21 protein-coding genes, 2 pseudogenes and 1 other annotated feature are annotated in these 21,527 nt (G+C 62.3%); of the genes and pseudogenes, 6 read left to right on the top strand and 17 right to left on the bottom strand.

Annotated elements, in window-relative coordinates; genetic code table 11:
• Positions 1-154: 154 nt before the first annotated feature.
• The 6 genes and pseudogenes from BDD18_RS21880 to BDD18_RS21910 all read right to left on the bottom strand — a co-directional run bounded on the left by BDD18_RS21880 (position 155) and on the right by BDD18_RS21910 (position 4,691).
• The gene (locus BDD18_RS21880; protein WP_142085887.1) at positions 155-1,210 is read right to left on the bottom strand and encodes an IS110 family RNA-guided transposase; all 1,056 of its coding nucleotides are present in this window, start codon (positions 1,208-1,210) and stop codon (positions 155-157) included.
• A gap of 94 nt (positions 1,211-1,304) precedes the next feature.
• Positions 1,305-1,868, bottom strand: a pseudogene (locus tag BDD18_RS21885) (TniB family NTP-binding protein); the annotation flags it as partial.
• Positions 1,869-1,870: 2 nt separating this feature from the next.
• Positions 1,871-3,586 carry a Mu transposase C-terminal domain-containing protein gene (locus BDD18_RS21890; RefSeq protein WP_000935451.1) on the bottom strand — a complete coding sequence of 572 codons (1,716 nt, stop codon included), beginning with the start codon at positions 3,584-3,586 and terminating at the stop codon, positions 1,871-1,873.
• Between the two features lie 213 nt (positions 3,587-3,799).
• A complete protein-coding gene (locus tag BDD18_RS21900) occupies positions 3,800-4,081 on the bottom strand; it encodes a hypothetical protein (RefSeq protein WP_105794836.1) in 282 nt (93 codons plus the stop codon).
• 17 nt (positions 4,082-4,098) lie between these two features.
• Positions 4,099-4,353 carry a hypothetical protein gene (locus tag BDD18_RS21905; RefSeq protein ID WP_034033207.1) on the bottom strand — a complete coding sequence of 85 codons (255 nt, stop codon included), beginning with the start codon at positions 4,351-4,353 and terminating at the stop codon, positions 4,099-4,101.
• On the bottom strand, positions 4,350-4,691 hold the full coding sequence (locus tag BDD18_RS21910) for a hypothetical protein (RefSeq protein WP_201357143.1): 342 nt from the start codon (positions 4,689-4,691) through the stop codon (positions 4,350-4,352). Before BDD18_RS21910 ends, BDD18_RS21905 begins: the two co-directional genes overlap by 4 nt.
• A gap of 122 nt (positions 4,692-4,813) precedes the next feature.
• Here BDD18_RS21910 and BDD18_RS21915 point away from each other — a divergent pair, with 122 nt between their 5' ends.
• Positions 4,814-5,065 carry a helix-turn-helix domain-containing protein gene (locus BDD18_RS21915; protein WP_026353332.1) on the top strand — a complete coding sequence of 84 codons (252 nt, stop codon included), beginning with the start codon at positions 4,814-4,816 and terminating at the stop codon, positions 5,063-5,065.
• Positions 5,066-5,317: 252 nt separating this feature from the next.
• Here the strand turns inward: BDD18_RS21915 and BDD18_RS21920 are convergent, their stop codons facing one another.
• From BDD18_RS21920 to BDD18_RS21935, 4 genes are all read right to left on the bottom strand, one after another.
• Positions 5,318-5,602, bottom strand: a complete 285-nt coding sequence (locus tag BDD18_RS21920; RefSeq protein ID WP_105772948.1) for a hypothetical protein — start codon at positions 5,600-5,602, stop codon at positions 5,318-5,320.
• Positions 5,592-6,221 carry an antitoxin VbhA family protein gene (locus tag BDD18_RS22670; protein ID WP_181153543.1) on the bottom strand — a complete coding sequence of 210 codons (630 nt, stop codon included), beginning with the start codon at positions 6,219-6,221 and terminating at the stop codon, positions 5,592-5,594. Before BDD18_RS22670 ends, BDD18_RS21920 begins: the two co-directional genes overlap by 11 nt.
• Positions 6,208-7,080, bottom strand: a complete 873-nt coding sequence (locus tag BDD18_RS21930; protein ID WP_034033204.1) for a DNA-binding protein — start codon at positions 7,078-7,080, stop codon at positions 6,208-6,210. Before BDD18_RS21930 ends, BDD18_RS22670 begins: the two co-directional genes overlap by 14 nt.
• 1,163 nt (positions 7,081-8,243) lie before the next feature.
• Positions 8,244-8,531, bottom strand: a complete 288-nt coding sequence (locus BDD18_RS21935; protein WP_242638280.1) for a hypothetical protein — start codon at positions 8,529-8,531, stop codon at positions 8,244-8,246.
• Between the two features lie 11 nt (positions 8,532-8,542).
• Here BDD18_RS21935 and BDD18_RS21940 point away from each other — a divergent pair.
• The 4 genes and pseudogenes from BDD18_RS21940 to BDD18_RS23025 all read left to right on the top strand — a co-directional run.
• Positions 8,543-9,747 (top strand): IS3 family transposase gene (locus BDD18_RS21940; RefSeq protein WP_142085889.1). Its coding sequence is split into 2 segments (ribosomal slippage): positions 8,543-8,822 and positions 8,822-9,747, totalling 1,206 coding nucleotides; the frame shifts between segments, so codons are not numbered across the junction.
• A 447-nt stretch (positions 9,748-10,194) separates the two neighbouring features.
• Positions 10,195-12,363 (top strand): TonB-dependent receptor, encoded by a 2,169-nt coding sequence (locus tag BDD18_RS21945; RefSeq protein ID WP_238385505.1) that lies wholly within the window; start codon positions 10,195-10,197, stop codon positions 12,361-12,363.
• Positions 12,364-12,442: 79 nt separating this feature from the next.
• A protein-coding gene (locus tag BDD18_RS21950) for an IS3 family transposase (protein WP_142085890.1) occupies positions 12,443-13,677 on the top strand; the annotation gives its coding sequence in 2 pieces (ribosomal slippage) (positions 12,443-12,725 and positions 12,725-13,677; 1,236 coding nt in all).
• Positions 12,721-12,837, top strand: a sequence feature (AL1L pseudoknot). (Overlaps the previous gene by 117 nt.)
• Positions 13,568-13,945: pseudogene (locus tag BDD18_RS23025) on the top strand (hypothetical protein); the annotation flags it as partial. The gene BDD18_RS21950 and the pseudogene BDD18_RS23025, both read left to right, overlap by 110 nt.
• A gap of 332 nt (positions 13,946-14,277) precedes the next feature.
• On the opposite strand, the gene BDD18_RS22675 reads toward BDD18_RS23025, so the two are convergent.
• Positions 14,278-14,535 carry a hypothetical protein gene (locus BDD18_RS22675; protein ID WP_040214134.1) on the bottom strand — a complete coding sequence of 86 codons (258 nt, stop codon included), beginning with the start codon at positions 14,533-14,535 and terminating at the stop codon, positions 14,278-14,280.
• Here BDD18_RS22675 and BDD18_RS21960 point away from each other — a divergent pair.
• Positions 14,431-17,295 carry a Tn3-like element IS1071 family transposase gene (locus BDD18_RS21960; protein ID WP_244939190.1) on the top strand — a complete coding sequence of 955 codons (2,865 nt, stop codon included), beginning with the start codon at positions 14,431-14,433 and terminating at the stop codon, positions 17,293-17,295. The two genes, BDD18_RS22675 and BDD18_RS21960, sit on opposite strands and share 105 nt — an antisense overlap.
• A 96-nt stretch (positions 17,296-17,391) precedes the next feature.
• Here BDD18_RS21960 and BDD18_RS21965 read toward each other — a convergent pair whose 3' ends face one another.
• The 6 genes from BDD18_RS21965 to BDD18_RS21990 form a co-directional block, all read right to left on the bottom strand.
• Positions 17,392-17,826: a hypothetical protein gene (locus tag BDD18_RS21965; protein ID WP_142085894.1), complete on the bottom strand. Its 435-nt coding sequence runs from the start codon at positions 17,824-17,826 to the stop codon at positions 17,392-17,394.
• Positions 17,823-18,368, bottom strand: a complete 546-nt coding sequence (locus BDD18_RS21970) for a hypothetical protein (RefSeq protein ID WP_009238029.1) — start codon at positions 18,366-18,368, stop codon at positions 17,823-17,825. The genes BDD18_RS21965 and BDD18_RS21970 overlap by 4 nt, the downstream gene beginning before the upstream one ends.
• A gap of 4 nt (positions 18,369-18,372) precedes the next feature.
• Positions 18,373-19,692 carry an MFS transporter gene (locus tag BDD18_RS21975; protein ID WP_009238028.1) on the bottom strand — a complete coding sequence of 440 codons (1,320 nt, stop codon included), beginning with the start codon at positions 19,690-19,692 and terminating at the stop codon, positions 18,373-18,375.
• Between the two features lie 74 nt (positions 19,693-19,766).
• On the bottom strand, positions 19,767-20,117 hold the full coding sequence (locus BDD18_RS21980) for a DUF6488 family protein (RefSeq protein ID WP_009238027.1): 351 nt from the start codon (positions 20,115-20,117) through the stop codon (positions 19,767-19,769).
• A 49-nt stretch (positions 20,118-20,166) separates the two neighbouring features.
• Entirely contained in the window at positions 20,167-20,952 is a 786-nt protein-coding gene (locus BDD18_RS21985) for a HupE/UreJ family protein (protein WP_009238026.1), read from the bottom strand.
• A 65-nt stretch (positions 20,953-21,017) separates the two neighbouring features.
• On the bottom strand, positions 21,018-21,527 hold a 510-nt coding region (locus BDD18_RS21990; protein ID WP_211360866.1), incomplete at its 5' end, for an efflux RND transporter permease subunit.

Here is a 21,527-nt window from a genome sequence, read left to right on the forward strand (position 1 = left end):
CACCCGCAAGCCTTGATCCTACGTCGGCGGTGTCCGGCGAGCGGGGATCAGCCGCCCGTCTTGTTGATCCGCCATTGGGTTAGCCAGGTTCCCTGCGGGTCGGTCTGACCTGTTCGTCTATCGCTGATGTGCAGTTGCCATTGCTCGGTTGTGCTCAGGCCCGCTGCCAGGCCTGCGGGTTGTAAGCCTCGCCCTTCGCCAGCACCGCCCACAGTTGCCGAGCGTGCTTGTTGGCGATGGCGATCAAGGTCTTGTGGTAGCCGATCCGTCCGCTCAGCGCAACGATCCACTGTTGCAGACGCGTCAGCTTTTCAGGGGATTCCCGCCGCTGTTTTCGCATCGTCGCAGCCAGCACGCTGCGCGCGCCCTGCACGAGCAGGGTTCGCAAGTAGTCGTCGCCGCGCCGGGTGATGCGTCCGAGCTTCGTCTTGCCGCCGCTGCCCGACTGGCTGGGGGTAAGACCGAGCCACGCGGCAAACTGTCGCCCGTTCTTGAACATCGACGCATCGCCCACGCTGGCGGTCACCGCGTCGGCGGTGATGAGCCCGACGCCGGGCAGATCCCGCGCCCGCTTCGCCAGCGGATCGTCCGCCTGCTGGGCGGTGATCTGTCGGTCGCACTCGCCGATGCGCGCATCCAGCGCGTCGAGCTGGTCGCGCACGCTCTGGATCAATCCCCGCAGGGCGGGCGACAACGCGGTGTCGAACTCCCGCTCGGCCAGTTGCGCCCGCAGATGCCTGGGGCCGGGATCGACGATCAGCCCGAATTCAGCGAGCAGCCCGCGAATCCGGTTAAGGAGCGCGGTGCGCTCTTCTACCCAGCCGATTCGCAGGCTGTGCCAGGCCAGGCGCTGCTGCTGGGCTTCGGTCTTGACCGGGATGAAGCGCATGCCGGGCGAGCGCAGCGCGATCAGGATCGCTTCGGCGTCGGCCCGGTCGTGTTTGACCGACTGGCGCTTGCGGTACGGACGCACGAACTCGGCCGCCATCAACCGCGGAGCCAGGCCCAGGCGCTGTGCCGTACGGCCCCAATGATGGGCACTGCCGCACGCTTCCATGCCGATCACCGTGCCCGCCGGCAGCGTACCGAGCCAGGTCAGAAAGCCCGCCCGATTGAACTCCCGCCGCGCCACGATCCGCCCGGCGCAATCCGCCACACAGGCCACGAAGACATTCTTTGCCAGATCCACTCCAACCGTCGTAGCATCCATTTCGACTTCCCTCCTCGCCGTTTCAGATTGACCTTCAGCAATGCAATCTTGGCACTTTGATGCCGGGTGGCAACCCCACCGGGCGGGTGGGGGAAGTCCCTTTGTAGTCCAACGGGATGCGCAGTTCGTTGCCGAGGAAGCGCAGCAGGTTGAGGAATTCCCGGCGGTTGACGCTGTTGCCGGCCAGCACGTTGTGCAGCTCGTCGATCACCAGCATGCGCACGCCGACCTTGCGCAGCAGTGCCAGAGCCAGTTGCTCCATTTCCGGCAACCGTGGGCGTGGGCGCAGCGGCGCGCCCATCGCGGCGAGCAGCGCGACGTAGAAGCGGATCACGGACGGCTCGGACGGCATCTGCACGACCAACACCGGGATGTGCTCCTGGTCGGCGTCGGAGCTGGCCGGGTGGGTGCGGCGGAACTTCTCGACGATCATCGACTTGCCATTGTTGGTCGGGCCAACCAGCAGCAGGTTGGGCATGCGTTGCTTGTTTGGCCACGCATAAAGGGCTTCCAGCCGGTTCAGCGCCTCGACTGCGCGCGGATAGCCGATCCAGCGGTCGGCGCGAAGGCGCTGGATGCGCTCGTCCGCCGGAAGACGGGCCAAGCCCTGGGCCGCCGGCAGCAGGTGGGACAGGTCGATGATGGGATATTCGTCCACGGCTACCACTCCTCAATCTGGTCGAACGGTTTGGCGGGTGGCAAGTTGTCTGCCTGCGGGTCGGCAATATCCGTATCCGGCGGAACGGGCTTGTCCGGCCGAGCTGATGTCTTGAGGTGCTGGCGGCGATCCGCGTCACGCCGCGCCTTGCGTGTGGCCTTCTGCGCGCTGGTCACAATCTCACGCATCTGGCCGATCATGCGGAACAGCGCCGACTCATCCACCTGTTCGCGCCCTTGCTGCCGCAGTTTCGCCAGCGCCTGCCGTTGTTCCCAGAGGGTGACAGCCGGATGCGACAAGGTACGGTAGGGAATTTCCAGGTAATGCTGTCCCTCCGGTTCCAGGACCCAGATACGGCTGATGTCGCGCGGATCGCGCCGGATCAGAAAGGACGGCCAGCGTTCACGCCGCGCAATCCACGGCTTGAGCGCATCGGCGTAGTAGTGGATGTGGTCGATGACAAAGCCGGTGCGGGTCAGCGTGCGCCGGAGGATCGGCAGAAAATCGACCAGGAACGAAGTAGCGCGTGTGACGACGGCCGGTACGCCGACACGCGCCACGGCCTCGGCCCAGCGCGCGGCCGGCGGTTGGAGCAGGCCGTTGTGCACCGAACCGTGGTAGGTGCCGACCGCCAATGTGAGCCAGCGCTCTAGCTCGCGCAGCGTCAGGGCGGCCTTGTTTTCGGAATCGTAGTCGCCGCGCTGGTCAGGGTTGGAGAAGGTCGTTCCCGGCAGTTCGTCGTGAATCATCTGCATCGCCGTGCCGATGATCCGTTCCACGATGCCGCCATAGTGCGGCTGTCCCAGCGGGCGATAGTCCAGCCGGATGCCATGCTGCTCGCAACCCCGGCGCAGGGCCTCGCTCTTGAACTCGGCCGCGTTGTCTAGGTAGAGCAGCAAGGGCTTGCCGCTCATCTGCCAATCCATTTCCACGTTCAGTCCTTCCAGCCAAGGGCGCTTGTCGCAGGCGACATGCACGAGGCACAGGCCAACCGAAACGGCAGACGGCGCTTCCAGCGTGACGACCATGCCGAGCACGCAGCGGGTGAACACGTCGATGGCGAGGGTCAGGTACGGGCGGCCAATAGGTTGCCGGTCGCGGTCATCGACCACGATCAGGTCGATGACCGTATGGTCTATCTGCACCTGCTCCAGCGGCGCGGTCACGGCAGGAGGCTCGCCGCCCACACCTTGTAGGTCACGAGCGGCATCCTGGCCTTCCCGCCGGCGGATGACCTTGCGCGGGTCAAGGCTAGCGATCCGTAAGGCCACGGTATTGCGCGCCGGCACTCGCAGTTTTTGAGCCTTGCACACCTGAGTGACTTCGCGGTGAAAGGCCGCTAGGCTGCGCTTCTGCTTGGTCAGGAACCGCTTTTGCAGTAGCTCGTGGATGACGCGCTCGACCGGTTCCGGCAAGCGCCCCTTACCTTTACCTCCACCGGACTGGCCGGGCACCAGATCCGTCACGAGGCCGCTGCCTTGCCGGGCACGCCGGATCAGAACGTATACCTGGCGCCGAGACAAGCCCAGCGCCTGAGCCGCCATATCGGCCGCTTCGTGCCCGACCGTCTCCGACTGCGCCAACGGACTGATGATCTCCGCACGACGGCGCGCACGCTCCCAAGCCTCATCAGGCAGAGTGGCCACGCCTTGTTCTGGAATCCGTGGGGTGTCCGTCGCCATGCTCACCTCGCTTTGGTGCACACGAGTATTGAGCATAGTCGAGATTGGTGCAGATCACTTCTGATATTGAACTGTCAGGAGCTGGCTGCACAACAGCCATTACGCCCAATCAACTGGTGCAGTCGTCTTCTGAAAATGACACTCATTGCGTCAACTGGGAATGTAAATAAATTGACCGTTTTCTGGACAGCCGCAGAACAACAAGGGCCAGCAAAAGCCGGCCCTTGTCGTCTGTGTTCAAGCTGGCGCTCAATCCCCGCCGACGTAAGTAGTTCCCCACGGATGGTGATACACCGTGCACGGCTTGCCGGTGTGCGGGTTCACCCCGCCCGATACCGCAGGCGCGCCGGTCCCTGGCCACCTGGACATGCCCGCGAAGCCATCACTGAGCCACCACGCGAGCCAGAAGGGAATCCACACGATCAGGCCGCCGAACAACATAGCGGGGATGTGCTGCCATTCGGGCAGTGCCAGCCATACCGACGCCGGCACGGGAAGCCAGAGCATCCAGCGCCGCCCGGCAAACAGCATCCGCCACGCCTTCGCCCTCATCGCGCCTGCTCCTCGATAACCAGCACAACGTAGCTGGCTGTGTTCTTGTCGTCCTGCATGTGAACGACCCGAAAGCCCTTTTCGTAAATCTGGCGGATCGTCACCTTGCCGATGTGCTCGCAGTGCACGACAGAATCAGCGCCCCGGAACGGGCCGATGCAAACACCGCCGCGCAAAGGAGCTCCGCCATCAGCGGCAACCACGTTTGCTGCCACAACGGCCAAGAGGCCAGTCAGCAGCGTTTTTCTCATGTCGGCAGCTTCCCGATGATGCACCGTACCTCGTCGATCTCCATGACGAGGCCGGCCATGTTGCCCTGCGTGCGCCGGGTCTGAATGTCCGCCATGCGGCAGAAGGTGCGCGCCAGGCGCACCACTTCCGAGTCAAACCCGCCGGCAGGCACGATGCCGGAACCCACCAACATTTGACCGTTTTTGCACTGCGCGCGGATGAAGTCGCCCGCTGCCGACAGCTTGCGGGCGTTCTGTGACGCGCTGCCCAGGTCGCACACGGAATCATCGGTTTGACCGCCGACCAGGGAGGCCGCGCCGGCCGGTTCAATTGCGCCAATCAACAGGCTGGCCAACACGGCCCCCCCTCGCCTGATTGCTGTTTTTCTGCCCATCGTCACGCCGTCTTTCTCAATGAGAAAGCCATATTGTGACTTAAACACGGCTGACGTAAAAGCAGCACATCGGGAGACTGGTTTGCATGTCTCCCGCCGCCCTATCTCCCGCACAGACCGCGCATTCCGCGCGGGCCGTGCTCGCGGCCAACATGATCCGATTACGCCGGGAAAGAGGCTGGTCACAAGAAGCGCTCGCCTTCGAGTGCGGCCTACATCGCACCTTTGTTGCGCACTGCGAGCGCCAAGTCAGAAACATCTCCCTGGACAACCTGGAGCGCATCGCCAACGCCTTTGGCGTGCAGGCCTATGCCTTGCTGATGCCGACAGGCATTTGAAGCAATTTCGCGCGCGAAAGCGCGGCTGTTTTCCTTGCGCAGCAAGGGTTTTATGCCGGTTCCGCCCTTTCGGTGTCGCCGCGATGTGTCTTCGGTGTCGCCGCGCTAAAAGCCTTGCAGCACAAGGCTTTTAGCGAAGCAACGGGAGTTGCGTGGTGTGTGACAAGTTTTCTGGGGGTGCGGGGCCGTCCCGCAAGCCAGCATCGCCCTCTGTCCATCCCTTGCCCGGCCCTAGTGGATGAGTCCGGCCATTCACCGAAATCGGCGCTGACGGACAAACCATGCCTGCATGTGCGAATGCAGCTTTTCGCGCCCGGCATCGTCCAGGCCGCCCGCCAGGAAAAACGAGAAAAACCGCCCGACAGCCATCCGGGCCGCTGACAGCAATTTGTCGAACATCGCCAGCTCGGCCGCATGATCGGGATGGGCTACCGCCGCCAGAAAACAGCCCACCAGCATCGCCGCCTCTGGCGGCTGCGATTCGAGCAAACCCAGCACACCGGCCACCTCGGGCGGCCAGTCGGTTTTACCGCGCATGGCGATGCAGGATGCGGTAGCACTGCACCGCCTCATCGTGGGTAATGTCGCCCCGGATCAGCAGCGCCTGAACCGCCAAATCGTCCGCGCTCATGGCCAGTCCCTCCAAGGCCAGCGAGGCATGCACCTGGTCGAAATCGGCGCGGCGCTGCTCCTGGCGGGCGTGGTCGTTTTCAGCTTGGCCATACAGCCGGCGCGCCAGTGGCGCATAGCGCGAAATCGCCGCCTCGATGCCGGCGCTGTCGCGCGGGTCGAGATCGTCCCGCTCCCCGGCCAGCGCCGCCTTCATCGCCCCGGCCACGCGCAAAACCGCCTCATTCGGCTGCGCCTGCTCGCGCTCGCGTCCCATGATTTCGGCGTAGTGGGCAATCAACGCCCCGATCACATCACACGCCACTTCGTAGCGCACGCCGGCCCGGTCAAAGAGGCCCGCCGAAGGCGCGGAATCGGTCGGCGCAGCGGCCTGGCTGACGCGCAGCACATCCGCCATTTGCCGCAAACCGGCGCGCACGTCGGCAGGTTCGCCATCGGCCAACACCTGGCGCAGATAGTCGGCGGCAAATCGGGGTTCGGCCTGAAACATGCCGGCCATCGCTTCGTTGTGGTCACGGTCTTTCATCGGTTTTTCGTTCCTTGGTGGTGAGGGCTTCGAGTTGCCCCGCCAGGCGCGCGGCCTGCTCGCGCGCCTCGGCGGCCACCTTGCGGGCTTCGTCGCGTTCTGCTTGCACCTGCCGGGCTTCCTGCGCGGCAGCGGCTCGGGCTTCTTCGTTGGCCTGTGCCGCCTTGGCGGCCTGCTGCTCGATCTGCTCGACGCGGGCCTCTGCACGGGCCACCCGTTCAGCGCATGCCTCCAGTTTGGCGGCCAGCACGGCGGCCTGCTGTTCGGCGGCGGTGCGGCCCTGCTGCGCATCGGCCAGCGCGGCGCGTAGGCGCTCGATCTCGGCGGCCTGCTCGGTCTGCCGTTCGGCCTGTGCCTCGATCTTGAGGCGGGCCGTGGCCAGCTCCACCCGCGCCGATTCGGCGGCCTGTTGCTCGCGCTCGATGCGCTGCGCCTGGTCGGCCAAGTCGGCGGCTTGCTGCTCGGCCTTGCCCGCCAGAGTGTCACGCTCGCGGGTGAGTTCTGCCACCTGCTCGGCCAGAGCATCGCGCTCGGCCTCGATCACCTCACCAGCGGCAGCCAGCTCGACGGCCTCGCCCTGGGCCTGCACCAAGCGGCCCTCGATCTCGGCGCGGGCTTGGGCGGCTGCGCGCTCGATCTCGGCGGCAATAGCAGCCGTCAATGCCTGAGGCAGTTCCGGCGCAGCGGCAGCCGCCACCGGGCGAGCCTCGCGCCAGGCAGTCAGATGTTTGTGAACGGTATTCGGACTGCCGGTGCCCAAACGCTCGCGGATCGCGCGGATAGTCGGCTGTTGCCCTTCGCCAACCAGCGCATCAGCGGCGGCGGCGACCTGCTCAAACGTGATGCCTTCTCGTGCCATGATCGTTGCTCCTTCCGTACCGTATCGGTGTAACTCGTATCAATACAGATATGATACGAAATACAGATACGATATGCAAGCGATATTTTTGCCATCCATCGGGATCGCCTACGCCAGGCCAAGGGGCAAAACAGGCCATTTAGCGCGATTTTGGCCGTTGGGGTAGGGGATACCGTCGGCGGCAGTACAAACGGCCCGCCACGGCCCGGAAAACGCGGCCAACGGGCAGGATCAGCCGGTATGCCTGCCCTCGATGCGGCGGGGTTCCCGGTTCTTAAGTGGAAAGTGGGTCAAGGGTCGGAATCCCGGCTGGCGCGGCCCGCAGCCGAAGGCGAGGACACGGGCCGGGATGGAGAGGGCGAAGCCCGGCCCTTGACGCACTTGGAACGGCCCAAGCCTCAAGGAGGGGGGGCAGGAGAAGCAAGCGAAGCGCCGCGCAGCCTGCACCCCTGACGACAGAGGGCGACTCGCTCCCCTTCCCAGCGGGAAGGGGCGGGGGGGATGGGAGAGCGTCGGCTTACCTGGGTGGCTTGTTCAACGCGCAGGCGGCGGCCTGCCTTTTTTGCCAAACCTTGCAGCGGTGGCAAACCGATGTGGCCTGTTCTTAGCTTGGGCGGTGGAGCTGCGACCGGGGGCACTATCCGGCCCCCTCTGGGGGCCTCGATATGGGGTGAGGCCGAAGGCCGAGGGGCGTAGCCCCTGGGGATGCCGGGCGGGAGCGCGAAGCGCGGGCGGAGGGCCGCTTGCGGCCCGCAGGAGCCGGCAGGGGGCTTGCCCCCTAAGAGGCGGAGCGGTCTTTGGTGGGCGCTGCGTTTTCCACAGCGAGCGGCCCTCCAACTATCGGTTAAAGATAAAGGTAAAAACTAAAGGCATAACCTATCGGTTTAGGGGGGGTCTGATTAGGCACGATCAGGGGGTCTGATTAGGCATGGAAAACGCACCCTTGGGGGGTCTGATTAGGCATGGTGGGGGGGTCTGATTAGGCGTGGACAACTTCACCAACTAACAGGCTTGCCAACAGGCTGACGGGGGGTGCTTCCGCCCAAGGCTGACGTAGCCTTGTGGCGGAGGGGGGTCTGATTAGGCATGGTGTCAAAGTGCATGCACCTGGTTGGTTTTTGTCACCAATGAAGCCCACGGCGACGCGTGGGCCGGGCATCAGGCTATGAACCTTTGAAGGGGATCGGCGGCGGCGAGGCCATCAGCATCACGCCGCCCGTCACCTGCTTGACTCGTGCTTGAGGGTACACAGCGAGCACAGCGCGCAAGGCATGCAAAAACTTCTTCTTGAAGTCTTTGTCGGGATCTTTCCCTTGGTACTCCTGGCCGAACTGCTCGCGCAGACTCGCCCAATGCAGAACGACGGGCCTGCCTTCGATGCGGTGTAGTCGCTGGGCTTGAGGTTGCCCCTGAAAAGTGGAGTTCTTAACCCTTGTTGAAAATACCGACAAGGAGTTGAGCAATGAGTGACAAGCAAGTGCGTGCGCAGTACACGCGGGAGTTCAAACTGGAGGCGGTTCGGCAGGTGCGAGCTGGCCAGGCGATTGCGGTGGTGGCCAAGGTGCTGGGCATTCCCAAGGCCAGTCTGGGCAACTGGGTGCGACTGTCATCCAAGGGAGAGCTGAACGACGTTGGCAGCGCCGACAAGGCGACCAAAGTCTCGCCCGAGCAGATGGAGATTGCCCGGCTGCGCGCCGAGAATGCTCGCCTTCGCATGGAGCGCGACATCGCAAAAAAAGCTGCGGCGTACTTCGCGCAGGACACGCTGCGAGGTACGCCTGGATTGACCAAATGAAGTACCGTTACCCGGTGAGCGTGTCCTGCGGGGTGCTGGAGGTCAGCGCCAGCGGGTACTTCAACTGGCTGCGCCGGCGAGAGGATGGTCATGGCCGCAGCGGCCCTGGCCGACTCTACAGCGATGAAGCCCTGCTGGCGCACATCCGTGCCATCCACGCCGAGGTCAAGGGCGAATACGGCTGGCCACGCATGCACAAGGAGCTTGTGGCCCGAGGCATCCGGGTGGGCAAAGACCGGGTTCGCAAGCTCATGCAGCAGCACGGCATCAAGGCCAAAACGAAACGCAAGTTCGTGGTCACCACCGACAGCCGCCACAGCCTGCCGGTGGCACCTGACCTGGTGCAGCGGCGCTTCAACCCTGAAGCTCCCAACCAGCTATGGAGTGGCGACATCACCTACATCCAAACCGACGAAGGCTGGCTGTACCTGGCCGCCGTCATCGACCTGTTTAGCCGCCAGGTGGTGGGCTGGAGCCTGCAGTCGCACATGCAGGCAAGCCTGGTCAAGGACGCGCTGACCATGGCGTGGTGGCGTCGCCGGCCACCACCCGGTCTGATATTCCACAGCGACCGGGGCAGCCAGTATTGCAGCCACGAGGTCCAGGGCGCACTGAAGGACTGGGGCATGCGTTCATCGATGAGCAGGAAGGGCAACTGCTGGGATAACGCCCCAACGGAAAGCTTCTGGGGGCGGCTGAAAACAGCCAGCGTACATGGGTGCAAATTCGCTACCCGTGAGCAGGCCGGGCAGGCGGTGATGGACTGGATGGCCTTCTACAATCACCGCAGGCTGCATTCCTCGCTGGGCTACCTCAGCCCGATGCAGTACGAACAACGCTGGTACGAGGCACAGCGCAAAAAGGCCGCGTGAATCGTGGGTTAAGAACTACACGAAACAGGGGCAAGGTCAATCGTCGATCACCACGACCCGTGCTATGCGTTTCCCCATAAGCATGGTCGCGTCCGAACCGCTCCTCGCCGTTCGGACTTCAAACCCTTCCAGTTCGAGAAGGTCTTTGGTGATCCGGCGGAGCTCTTCGTCTGCAGCTACAAGTAGGACGCTACGTGCCATGGGTGCGGAAGCGTATCACGGCGAGGCTACGTCGCAGGGCCGGTTCTCGCGAGCTTGTCCCAGATCATCAGTGGTACTGCGCTTCATCAAATAGTAGAACTTGACAGAACTACTTTTGCATTGATACATTTGATTGCGACTGAGAACAAGTCGCATTTTGTTATTGCGTGATCCACGCCCCATGTCTTCGCGATTTCGGGGGCGTCCTGACTCCTCTTCCCGCTCCCAAGGCTCTCAATGCTTCAAATGAATCGAACCCAATCCTCTGGTGTGGTCACATCCCCGCGGCGTAACGCCATCTGCCGCGCCATTGAAATCGTTGCGGCTACCGCAACCCTCTCCATGCCTGCAGCCTCGGCATTGGCTCAGGCCGCCTCGCTACCCACTGTGACGGTGACCAGCGAGACGGAAGAGGGCTACGCCGCACCGCGCAGTTCAACTGCCACGAAGACTGACACGCCCGTGCGGGATACCCCTCAGTCGATTTCCGTAGTGACCAAAGATCAGATCCGCGACCAGGCTGCCCAGAGCCTGGCTGAGGCAACGCTCTATGTGCCTGGCATTGGCTTTGCGCAAGGAGAAGGCAATCGCGAAACGCCTATTTTTCGCGGCATTAGCAGCACCGGAGACTTCTTCATCGATGGGGTTCGCGATGACGTCCAGTACTACCGAGATCTCTACAACATTGAGCGCGTGGAAGTCTTCAAAGGCCCTAACGCGATGATTTTTGGTCGAGGGGCCACGGGCGGTCTCATCAACCGTGTGAGTAAGCAGGCTCGATGGACCCCTTCGCTGGGAGGCTCTGTGACGCTGGGCTCGAATAGTAACCGCCGCCTCACCGCCGACATCAATCAGCCGATCAGTGATCAGTTGGCATTCCGTGTGAACGCCTTGTACGAAAACTCTGACAGTTACCGCGATGGCGTCTGGATCAAGCGATCTGGCGTCAACCCCACCTTGTCTTGGCGCGCGGGCTCTAAAACACTGGTGACCCTTGGATATGAGCATTTCAAGGACGACCGGATTGCCGATCGCGGAATCAGCACCTTCAAGGGCGTACCTTTAGCGGTCGCACCTTCTACGTTCTTCGGGAATGCGGCTGGCAGTCCTACTGGAACAACGCTCAATGCCTTCAGTGCGTCGGTTGAGCACGAGTTCGACAGTGGCCTATCTCTTCGCAACCGCACCAGAATCACAGATCAGGACAAGTTCTACCAGAACGTCTTTCCGGGTGCAGTCAACGCGGCGGGCACATCAGTCGCTATCAGCGCATACAACAATGCCACCAGCAGAAAGAGCATCTTCAATCAAACCGACTTCAGCTACAACATCAGTGCTGGCTCTGTGAAGCACAAGCTGTTGTTCGGTATGGAGTTAGGACAGCAGGACACAGACAACTTCCGGAACACAGGGTACTTTCCGGGCAACGTTACGAGCGTGACGGTGCCGCTGTCCAATCCCACGACTTCACTGCCCATTCAGTACCGCCAAAGCGCCACGGATGCGGACAACAGTGGTAAGGCGAAGGTTGCCGCGCTGTACTTCCAGGATCAGATTGAGCTGTCTCCTCAGTTCCAGATCGTAGGCGGCTTGCGCTACGACAAGTTCACTGTCGATTTCCGGAATAACCGCAATGGTCAAACGTTCGACACGTCGGATGGCCTTGTGTCGCCTCGTGTGGGTGTCATCTACAAACCTGTAGAGGCCGTCTCGCTGTATGCCAACTACAGCGTCGCCTATCAACCGCGTGCTGGCGATCAACTGTCCTCGCTGAGTCTCACAAATGCAGCGCTCAAGCCAGAGAAGTTCAAGAACTTTGAGTTGGGAGCCAAGTGGGATCTGCGCTCTAACCTATCAGCCACAGCAGCGCTCTATCGATTGGATCGCACCAACGTGATCGTGTTGGATCCCACAGATCCAACCAGCACTCGCACTATGCTGAGCGATGGCCAGCGTTCGCAAGGGCTTGAGCTGGGCCTGACAGGGCGGGTAAATGCCGCGTGGAGTGTGGCAGGTGGCTACACGTATGCAGACGCAAAGTTTGTGGCCGATACCTCTGCCACGCAGCGAGCCGGTGGCGCGGTGGGCCAAGTTCCAAAGCACACCCTGACGCTGTGGAACCGCTATGACTTCACTCCTGCCTGGGGTGCAGGTTTGGGCGTAATACATCGGACGAAGATGTTTGCAGCCAACGAGCTGATCGCTACCGCTGCTAACCCCACGCCGAATGTCTCGCTCCCTGGCTACACCCGTGTCGATGCTGCTGTCTTCTACACCATCAGCAAGTCCATGCAAGTACAGCTCAACGTAGAGAACCTTCTCAACAAGAAGTACTACATCAACGCCAACAGCAACACAAACATCACGCCGGGCGCGCCTCGTGGCGTTCGATTGGCGCTGAATGCGAAATTCTGATTGACGAAGCCCGGCAGACTAGTTGAGGTTGAACCGCCCCGGGTTTTGAGGAGGCTCCAACACTTGAGAAGATGGAGCTATGACCAAGTCAAACAAGTTCTCACCCGAGGTCCGCGAGCGCGCCGTGCGCATGGTGCAGGAGCATCGAGCCGACTACCCATCGCTGTGGGCAGCCATTGAATCGATTGCCCCCAAGATTGGCTGTGTGCCGCAGACCCTCCACGAATGGGTCAAGAAGGCCGAGGTCGACAGCGGCCAGCGTGCCGGCACCACCAGTTCGGATGCCCAGCGCATCAAGGAACTGGAACGTGAGGTCAAAGAGCTGCGCCGGGCCAATGACATCCTGAAGACGGCCAGCGCGTTTTTTGCGCAGGCGGAGCTCGACCGCCGACTCAAATCGTGAAGGCCTACATCGACCGCCACCGTGACGACTACGGGGTCGAGCCCATCTGCCGGGTGCTGCAGATGGCCCCGTCGTGTTACTGGCGCCACGCAGCCCGACAACGCAACCCGCAACTGCGCAGTCAACGCGCCCAGCGTGACGAGGGCTTGAAGGCCGACATCCAGCGCGTGTGGCACACCAACTGGCAGGTCTACGGGGCCGACAAGGTCTGGCTGCAGATGAACCGCGAGGGCATCGTGGTGGCGCGCTGCACGGTCGAGCGTCTGATGCGTGCCATGGGCTTGCAAGGGACACGCCGTGGCAGGGCGGTGCGCACCACCACGCCGGATACCTCGACCCCGTGCCCGCTGGACCACGTCAACCGGCACTTCAAGGCCAGCCGTCCCAACGAGCTATGGGTGTCGGACTTCACCTATGTCTCCACCTGGCAGGGTTGGCTGTACGTGGCCTTCGTGGTGGACGTGTATGCCCGGCGCATCGTGGGCTGGCGGGTCAGCAGCAGCATGCAGACGGACTTTGTGCTGGATGCGCTGGAGCAGGCCTTGTACGACCGCCAGCCTGTGGCTGATGCCTTGACGCACCATTCCGACAGGGGCAGTCAGTACGTTTCCATCCGCTATACCGAGCGCCTGGACCAGGCGGGCATACGGCCTTCGGTGGGCAGCCGGGGCGACAGTTACGACAACGCACTGGCCGAGACCATCAACGGGCTGTACAAGGCCGAGCTGATTCACCGCCGGGGACCCTGGAAGACCAGGGAATCCGTGGAACTGGCCACCCTGCAATGGGTGCACTGGTTCAATCACGTCCGACTGCTCACGCCGATTGGGGGCATCCCTCCCGCAGAAGCTGAGGCAAACTACTGGCGGCAACTCGCCGTCAGCAACACCTCGACAGAGGTGTCAACTTAAACCAATCAGCCTCCTTGAAACCCGGGGCGGTTCAACCCCGGCCCTGGCGGCGGCGGCCATCTGGCTGGCGGGCTTTTCTACCTACCGCAAGGGGTTTTCCGCATTGCTGCAGGGGCGGCTGAACATCAATGCGCTGATGACAGTGGCCGTGACTGGCGCGTTTCTCATTGGCCAATGGCCAGAAGCCGCCATGGTGATGGCCCTCTATGCCATTGCTGAATTGATCGAAGGCCGCGCGGTAGACCGTGCACGCACTGCGCCATCCGGCTCTTTTGAAAAAATGGACACTTTCGAACCCATGTAAATCATAGGGTTAGCCTACTTGATTGTGTCCATCACTTCTCGCCAGTTGTGGACAGAATGCTTGTCGGTCTCGGTGCCTGTGCAGTGCGTGAACGTTGAACATCGGCTTCACTCCTGTTATGCCTGAGCAGTGCCTGTTGAGACAGCCGGTCCGGCAGCATGGCGATGGAGTGGGCTGTGGCTCTACCGCCACAGCTGTTAATTTCCACTGAATTCTGACCCACCGGGGATGCGGACAAAAACTTGGACTACCAGGGGTCTCCTCGTTTTCAGTGCAATAAGTGACGGTACGCAAAGCTAGCACTGGCGCGGGGGTGGTCTGGGTAGACCGTTGATTTCATTGACTTTCCTGTTCGCTTTGTAAACGGGTATGGTGGCCTCCCACTTTTGAGGTTCACGATGCAGGGTTGGCACACAACGTTTTTGGGGATGCGTGGGCTCCCCCGCGATATCAGCGACTTCGAGATGAAGGCATTTTTCACCTTCGATGGTGCCGAGCGCGACGCAATCAATGCACGCCGAGGTGATTCCCACAAGCTTGGTCTGGCGCTCCATATTGGTTTCCTGCGCATGAGTGGGCGTTTGCTCGGTGCCTTTCGGGTAATTCCAGTAGCCTTGTGGCGCCACCTTGGCAACGAGCTTGGCATTGCAGCACCAGAAGTCGCCTCGCTGAGAGCCATGTATGAACGCGGGCGCACGCTATTCGATCACCAACAAGTAGCCTGCACGGTCCTTGGATTCCAGTGGATGAGCGAGCACCAGCGCCGCTCACTGGTACGTGAACTGCGCGACGAAGTGGCGCGCTGCGCCGACCGCGATCAGCTACTCGTGCGGGCGCGTCAATGGCTGTACAAGAACAAGCTGGTGATCGTGCACGAGCGGGCAATTCGGACACTGATTGCGGCGGCACTTGCCCAGCTTGAAGTTGAAACAGGCACCGCCATCGCCGCCAGCGTTGATCCAGCAACACTTGATCGCTGGCGAGCCTCAGTTTCAGAGCTGCGCCCAGATGGACAAACCCAGCAGAGTTGGCTATGGGCTGCACCGGCGAAACACTCAACCCGCCAAATCAGCGAGGTACTGGAGCGCATCGACCTGCTTTACACGCTGGACGTTCATAAGCACCTGGCAGACATCCCCGATCTCATCTTGCGCCGCTACGCGCGCCGACTTGTCTCCAGGCCGCCCTCAGCCGGAGCCAAGATCAAAGAGCCAGCGCGCACCGTGGAGGTCGCATGCTTTCTTCGGTATTGCCTGTTCACCACCACAGACCAGTTGATCCTTATGGTGCAGCGCCGGATCGCCGATCTGTGGCGTCAGGCTGCCGCCGATGTCCCCGCTACCGTCAATTGGGCCGCAATGTACAAAACGCTGCTCGGCGAACTTGTTGCCTTGAGCGCGCAAGGTGCGGTGCCAGATGCTGAGTTGCGTGCCCGTCTTGAAGCCTTGATCACCGAAACCCAGAAACGCAAACCACCGAGCAGGGCCTCCCTGGTCCGCGAGGGATTGATTGATGGAATTCGCCCCGTGCGGTCGTTGCTCGTCGCCATTGCAAAGCTGCCCTGGCAGGCCACCGGCGAGCATCCTGCCATCGAGTACCCTGCCAAGCTGCAAGCTTTATATCTCAAAGGATCCAGAAAGCTGCCAGTTGAAGTGGTGGCACCAAGTCTGGGAATGATCTGGCAGGTTTCGATCTCCAGCCCAGACCGGGAACGGGCGTTTCAGGCGTTGGAGGTGGCCACCCTGTTTGCCCTGCGCCGCGCGGTGCGCAATGGCTCGGTCTGGATTGAGCACAGCCTGAGCTTTCGGGGTCGTGCGCGCTTGTTCTTCACGGACGAGCGTTGGCAGGCAGAGTCCAAGAAACACTATGCCCGTCTATCGTTACCCAGCAAGGCTGCCACTTTCTTGAAGCCTTTGCTGGCCAGAGTAACTGCCGGTGTCGATGCGGTGGCCGCTGCAGCCCGCAGTGGCGTACTGCGCGTGGATGATGAACTCCATTTGTCGCCATTGCCCGCAGAGGACGAAGACCCAGAAGTGACCAAGCTGCGCGCGGCTTTGGATCACCGCATCGGTGAGGTTCAATTGCCGGAAGTGATTCTGGCCGTTGACGCCCAGGTGCGCTTTAGCTGGATCATGCTCGGACGTGAGCCGCGCTCTACCGACGAGCTGCTGATGGTCTATGCCGGCATCATGGCCCACGGCACCAGTCTGACTGCGGTCGAATGCGCGCGCATGATTCCGCAATTGTCTGCCACCAGCATTCGCCAGGCCATGCGCTGGGCGCGGGACGAACGGCGTCTGAGCCAGGCCTGCCAGGCTGTGCTGGAATTCATGCAGCGACACCCGATTGCCGCCACCTGGGGGCGGTCCGATTTGGCATCTTCTGACATGATGAGCATGGAGACCACCAAACGGGTGTGGCAAGCCCGGCTTGATCCTCGGCGCAACACACCTTCCATTGGAATCTACTCCCATGTAAAAGACCGGTGGGGCATCTTCCATGCGCAGCCCTTTGTGCTCAATGAGCGCCAGGCGGGCGTGGCCATTGAAGGTGTCATCCGCCAAGAAAAGCTGGAGACCAGCCAGCTTGCTGTGGATACCCATGGCTACACCGACTTTGCCATGTCACATGCCCGTTTGCTTGGTTTTGATCTTTGCCCGCGGTTGAAGGAACTCAAACAGCGCCACCTCTTTGTGCCACGCGGCACCAAAGTGCCCGCAGAAATCGCTGCGGTGTGCGAAGCCAATGTCGACGTCGCTTTGATCGAAAAGCATTGGGATAGTCTGGTGCACCTGGCAGCCTCGGTCATGAGCGGACATGCCAGTGCGGTGGCAGCTCTTGCGCGGTTCGGTTCTGCCGCCCAGGGCGATCCAATCTATGAGGCTGGCGTGCAATTGGGGCGGTTGCTGCGTACGGCGTTTTTGGCTGACTACTTTGTCAAGGACGCTTTCAGGAACGAGTTGCGCCGGGTGCTCAATCGGGGCGAGGCTGTTAACGCCCTCAAGCGCGCCATTTATACCGGCCGGATCAGCCCGGCGCAGGCCAAACGTGTCGATGAAATGCAGGCTGTGGCCGATGCGTTGAGCCTGATGGCCAACATCGTGATGGCGTGGAATACCTCACAGATGCAGGCGGTCCTGGATCGCTGGTCGAACCGCCGCCAGGTCATTCCACCGGAACTGATCGGGAAGATTGCGCCCACCAGGCTGGAGAGCATCAACTTGCGGGGTGTGTTTCGCTTCCCGGTTGACCGCTATGCTGACCAAATCCTGCCTTCGCGGCCAAATGCATCGATAACTGGCACCAATGGATGAAACCGACCACGGTTTGACGCCACGAATCGCAGATTTGAAAGTGAACAGGAAAGTCAATGAAATCAACGATCTACCAACACCACCTCCGCGCCAGTGCTAGCTTTTCGTACCGTCACTTATTGCACTGAAAACGAGGAGACCCCGCAACTTACTGACAAGCGACGCATTGCGGTAGGCCACCGCCAGCGCGTTCCTTATCCAGCCTTCCGCGCGACCACCCGCGATATGAAAGTTCGCGATCTCGAGGACATGTTTGAGCTTGAGCGCAGCCGCGTGGATCTCCGAACTGTCGTGTTCCAGTGAAATCTCCAGCCTGAGAATCTCCACGTGCCGGTCCGCATCGCGCAGATGGCTGCGCAACTGGCGCTGCCAAGGCTTGGACGGAGGGAGCCTCTCCAGCAAGGCCTGCACGATGACATCCACGTCGTTGATGCCCTTGCCGATCGCCTCAAAGTGAGCCGCGGCGGACTCTGGCGGGAAGTCCGATTCCGCCACTTGCGTCCCAACGTCCAGCAGGAGTTTTTGCGTCACTCGCGCACGCCCAGCTTGACGTCAGCCACGAGCCGACTCTTCATCGCCCTGTCTCGAAACGAGGGGTCGCCCATCTCCAACCGGTACCACTCGTTCCAGATCCACAGGCTGCCGACCAGATCCACGAACAGCACTTGTCCGGCGTCGCCCTGGACCTGTAGCACTCCATGCCCTTTGGCCCAGTTAAAGACCAGGAGGTGCTTTCCAGGCGGCACGGCGATCCGAATCAGCGAAGCCGGGATGGTCGTCACCAACCGCTCCCCGGCAATGCCCACCTTGACCCTATTGGCGGCATCTCCCCACCGGTGGCGGACGAGATAGATGGTCAGCTGACCGGCGACCGGCTCGAACCGCTTGGCTCGCGATTCGGCTTCTTCGTCAGGGACGGCTTCCGGCGTGCATATCGCCTTGATCCCGGGGCCATTCCTCGCGCGGTAGCACTGCGGTCCCACGGAGCTGCCCCGCAGGAAGCTTGCGCAACCGGGCAGTAGCAAGCTCCCGGTGACGCAGCTCATCCAAGCCAGTACTGCGCGCCTGTCCATGACTTCAGCTCCTTGGCCACCGCTGATGCTGGTCGTCGATCACGTATGCATGTGAGTGCTGCCGAGCGTCGTCCACGGCCGGGCTCTGCAGGTGCTCATCGCCTTCTTTCAGATCACCGTGGGTATGAGGAACCTCCACCGGATCGTCCTTGGGCCAAAGCCAGAGACTCGCGAACGTGGTCACTCCCGCCAGAATGCCCAGAGCGATGAAGCTGGCGTTCAGGCCGGCCTTGGCGCCCAGCCATCCGGCGACCGGGTAGGTGATGAGCCAACAGGCGTGCGAAAGCGCGAACTGCGCGGCGAAAAGCGCTGGTCGGTCCTGCTCGCTGGCCGAGCGGCGCAGCAGCCTGCCGGACGGCGTTTGAGCGAGGGAGTAGCCCATGCCCAACAGCAGCCACAGCACCACGAGCGCCGCATAGTTGCCCGTCGCCAAGGGTCCAAGCAGCAGGCCGATGGTCAGGACAGACGCGCCAAAGACCATGACGCGCCGGTCGGGCAAGCGCTCCAGGAGCTTGGGTAGCCCAAGGGCAATCAGCATGGAGCCGCCGCCGAAGGCCGCCAGTGCGCCGGCCGTGAAACGCTGGTTGAGCTGCAGCTGGCTCTGCACCAGCACCACCGTGTTGACGATGACCATGGCGCTGGCGGACGCGACAGCGAGGTTCAACGCTAGCAAGCCGCGCAGCCGCGGTGTGGAGAGGTAGATGCGGCTGCCGCGCGTGGTGCGCTCGTAGATGCTGCGCCGCGGCGGCTGCTTTGCCTTGGGGAGCACGGTAGAGACAACCAGTACGGCCGAGGCGACGAAACCCACAACCGTCCCAAGGAAAAGGCTGTGGAAGCTGACCACGGTCAGCAGTGCTGCAGCCAGCGCCGGACTGGCCAGGCTCTCAAGGTCATAGGCCAGGCGCGATAGCGACAAGGCCTTGGTGTAGTCCGCCTCCTTGGGCAGCACATCAGGGATCGTCGCCTGGAATGTGGGCGTGAAACCCGCAGAGGCCGACTGCAACACGAAGATCAGCACGTAGACCTGCCAGATCTCCGTGACGAAGGGCAGCACCAGCGCGACGGCGGCGCGCACGAGGTCCAGCGCAACCAGCAAGGTGCGGCGCGGCACCCTGTCGGCAAACGCCGAGGCGATGGGTGCGACGCCGATGTAGGCCACCATCTTGATGGCCAGCGCGGTGCCGAGCACTGCGCCCGCGTCCGCACCTGCCAAGTCGAAGGCCAGCAGGCCCAGTGCGACGGTGGCCAGCCCTGTTCCGACCAGCGCAATGACCTGGGCGAAGAAAAGGTGGCGGTACGTCCGATTGGCAAGGACATCCAACATGGCGGTGCTCCGCGAAAGGGGGACAGACGCCAGCAGGCGCAATGCCTGCTGGCGCCGCAACGGTCAAAGACCGATCAGTTGCCGGTGAAGTTGGCAGCGATGAAGTTGCCCTGCGGCGTGAAGAACATGTAGAGGTTCGCCTTGGACTTGTCGGCAGCGGCCGGATCCTTGAAGGTGACCTTCCATTCCTTGCCCTTCTGGCCATCGACCTGCTCGGGCGTGCCGGGCTTGATGCTCTGCCAGGACTTGTCGAGCTTGCCGCCGGCGATGAGCGCCTGCTGGCGCTTCACGGCGCAGCCCGACACGGTCTCGGCCTTGGCTGGCGTGTTGCCGTGGAAATGGCAGTCGCCGTCACCGCCGGCAAAGGCGGGAGCGGAGAGGCTGAATGCGGCCATGGCGGCCATCGAGACGAACAGTTTCTTCATGGAAAACTCCTTTGGTGGGGGGTGGGGGAAAACTCAAAGAACGCGGCCATCAGAGGCTCTCGCGTCCCGTGCGGGTGCTCTTGTCGATGTCCATGTCTTCATGCAGGTGCTTGTGCTCCTCCTCGGGGAAGCGCAGGTTCTCTGCATCGAAGTCGTGGTGGTAGCCGTGCAGTTGCATCAACAGCAACAGCGCGCCGAGCGTCATCAGTGCGTTGTTCGAGAACGTGCTGAACCGCTGGAACGACTCACGCTTGCGCCACAGGGACAGCAGGGCGACCATGACCACGAGAGCGGCGATCTGCCCGATCTCAACGCCGACGTTGAAGCTCAGGATCCGCATCAGCATGCTGAAGTTGTCGTCGCCCAGCGGCAGTTGCTGCAGGCGGGTGGACAGGCCGAAACCGTGCAGCAGCCCGAAGGCGAAGACGACACGCAGTAGGTTGGGCGACGGGCGGTTGAAGTACTTCTGGAAGCCGCCGTTGTTGTCGAACCCCTTGTAGATGACGCTGATCGCGATCAGTGCATCCACGAGCCAGAAGTTCCAGGTGATCTTCAGGAACGTCGCGAAGATCAGCGTGATGCAGTGGCCCAGCGTGAACGCCGTGACGAACTTGGCCACATCGGTGAACTTCGTGAGGAAGAACACCACACCGAACAGGAACAACAGGTGGTCGTAGCCGGTCAGCATGTGGCTGGCGCCCAGCCCGATGTACTGCAGGTAGCCGCCATCCAGCATGCGCTGCTTGTCGGCCTCGGAGATGCCGTGCGCCCAGGCGGCCGCGGCGGAGAGGAGCAGGCCCACCGCGAGCAGCGGCCGGGCAAGACGTTGGAACATGATTTCCTTTACTGCTGGTGAAAAATCAGGGAGACGGGGAAGCGCTCGCGCCTCCCCTATCAAGCTCAGGCTTGCGGCAGGGGTTCGGGTTCCGGCTCAGGCTTGGCCTGATCCGACCGCTTCAGGACGAGACCGCACAACGCGGGCAGGACCAGCAGCGTCAGGACCGTCGCGGTGATCAGGCCGCCGATCACGACCGTTGCCAGCGGCCGCTGTACCTCGGCCCCAGTGCCGGTACCGAACGCCATCGGGATGAAGCCCAAGGACGCGACCAGAGCGGTCATCAGGACGGGTCGCACGCGCTCCATCGCGCCTTCGATCACGGCCGCGCTAGTCGCCATGCCGTCTTCCAGCCGCTTACGGATTGCCGAAATCATCACGAGGCCGTTGAGCACCGCCACACCTGACACGGCGATGAATCCCACAGCAGCGGAGATCGAGAACGGAATGTCGCGAATAGCCAGCGTGAACACGCCGCCCGCCACTGCCATCGGGATGGTGGCCAACACCGTCGCCGTCAGCGCAGCGCTGCCGATGGCCAGGTAGAGGACCGCACTGATGAGCACCAGGCACGC

This window comes from Acidovorax temperans (assembly GCF_006716905.1).
GTDB lineage: Bacteria > Pseudomonadota > Gammaproteobacteria > Burkholderiales > Burkholderiaceae_C > Acidovorax > Acidovorax temperans.

What these genes read in the sequence shown, in the direction of transcription:
- BDD18_RS21880 (WP_142085887.1), bottom strand. Translation starts at nt 1,210, where the DNA reads ATGGATGCTACGACGGTTGGAGTGGATCTGGCAAAGAATGTCTTCGTG.
- BDD18_RS21890 (WP_000935451.1), bottom strand. Translation starts at nt 3,586, where the DNA reads ATGCTCAATACTCGTGTGCACCAAAGCGAGGTGAGCATGGCGACGGAC.
- BDD18_RS21900 (WP_105794836.1), bottom strand. Translation starts at nt 4,081, where the DNA reads ATGCTGTTTGCCGGGCGGCGCTGGATGCTCTGGCTTCCCGTGCCGGCG.
- BDD18_RS21905 (WP_034033207.1), bottom strand. Translation starts at nt 4,353, where the DNA reads ATGAGAAAAACGCTGCTGACTGGCCTCTTGGCCGTTGTGGCAGCAAAC.
- BDD18_RS21915 (WP_026353332.1), top strand. Translation starts at nt 4,814, where the DNA reads ATGTCTCCCGCCGCCCTATCTCCCGCACAGACCGCGCATTCCGCGCGG.
- BDD18_RS21920 (WP_105772948.1), bottom strand. Translation starts at nt 5,602, where the DNA reads ATGCGCGGTAAAACCGACTGGCCGCCCGAGGTGGCCGGTGTGCTGGGT.
- BDD18_RS22670 (WP_181153543.1), bottom strand. Translation starts at nt 6,221, where the DNA reads ATGAAAGACCGTGACCACAACGAAGCGATGGCCGGCATGTTTCAGGCC.
- BDD18_RS21930 (WP_034033204.1), bottom strand. Translation starts at nt 7,080, where the DNA reads ATGGCACGAGAAGGCATCACGTTTGAGCAGGTCGCCGCCGCCGCTGAT.
- BDD18_RS21945 (WP_238385505.1), top strand. Translation starts at nt 10,195, where the DNA reads ATGAATCGAACCCAATCCTCTGGTGTGGTCACATCCCCGCGGCGTAAC.
- BDD18_RS22675 (WP_040214134.1), bottom strand. Translation starts at nt 14,535, where the DNA reads ATGGAGCGCCAGACCAAGCTTGTGGGAATCACCTCGGCGTGCATTGAT.
- BDD18_RS21970 (WP_009238029.1), bottom strand. Translation starts at nt 18,368, where the DNA reads ATGGACAGGCGCGCAGTACTGGCTTGGATGAGCTGCGTCACCGGGAGC.
- BDD18_RS21975 (WP_009238028.1), bottom strand. Translation starts at nt 19,692, where the DNA reads ATGTTGGATGTCCTTGCCAATCGGACGTACCGCCACCTTTTCTTCGCC.
- BDD18_RS21980 (WP_009238027.1), bottom strand. Translation starts at nt 20,117, where the DNA reads ATGAAGAAACTGTTCGTCTCGATGGCCGCCATGGCCGCATTCAGCCTC.
- BDD18_RS21985 (WP_009238026.1), bottom strand. Translation starts at nt 20,952, where the DNA reads ATGTTCCAACGTCTTGCCCGGCCGCTGCTCGCGGTGGGCCTGCTCCTC.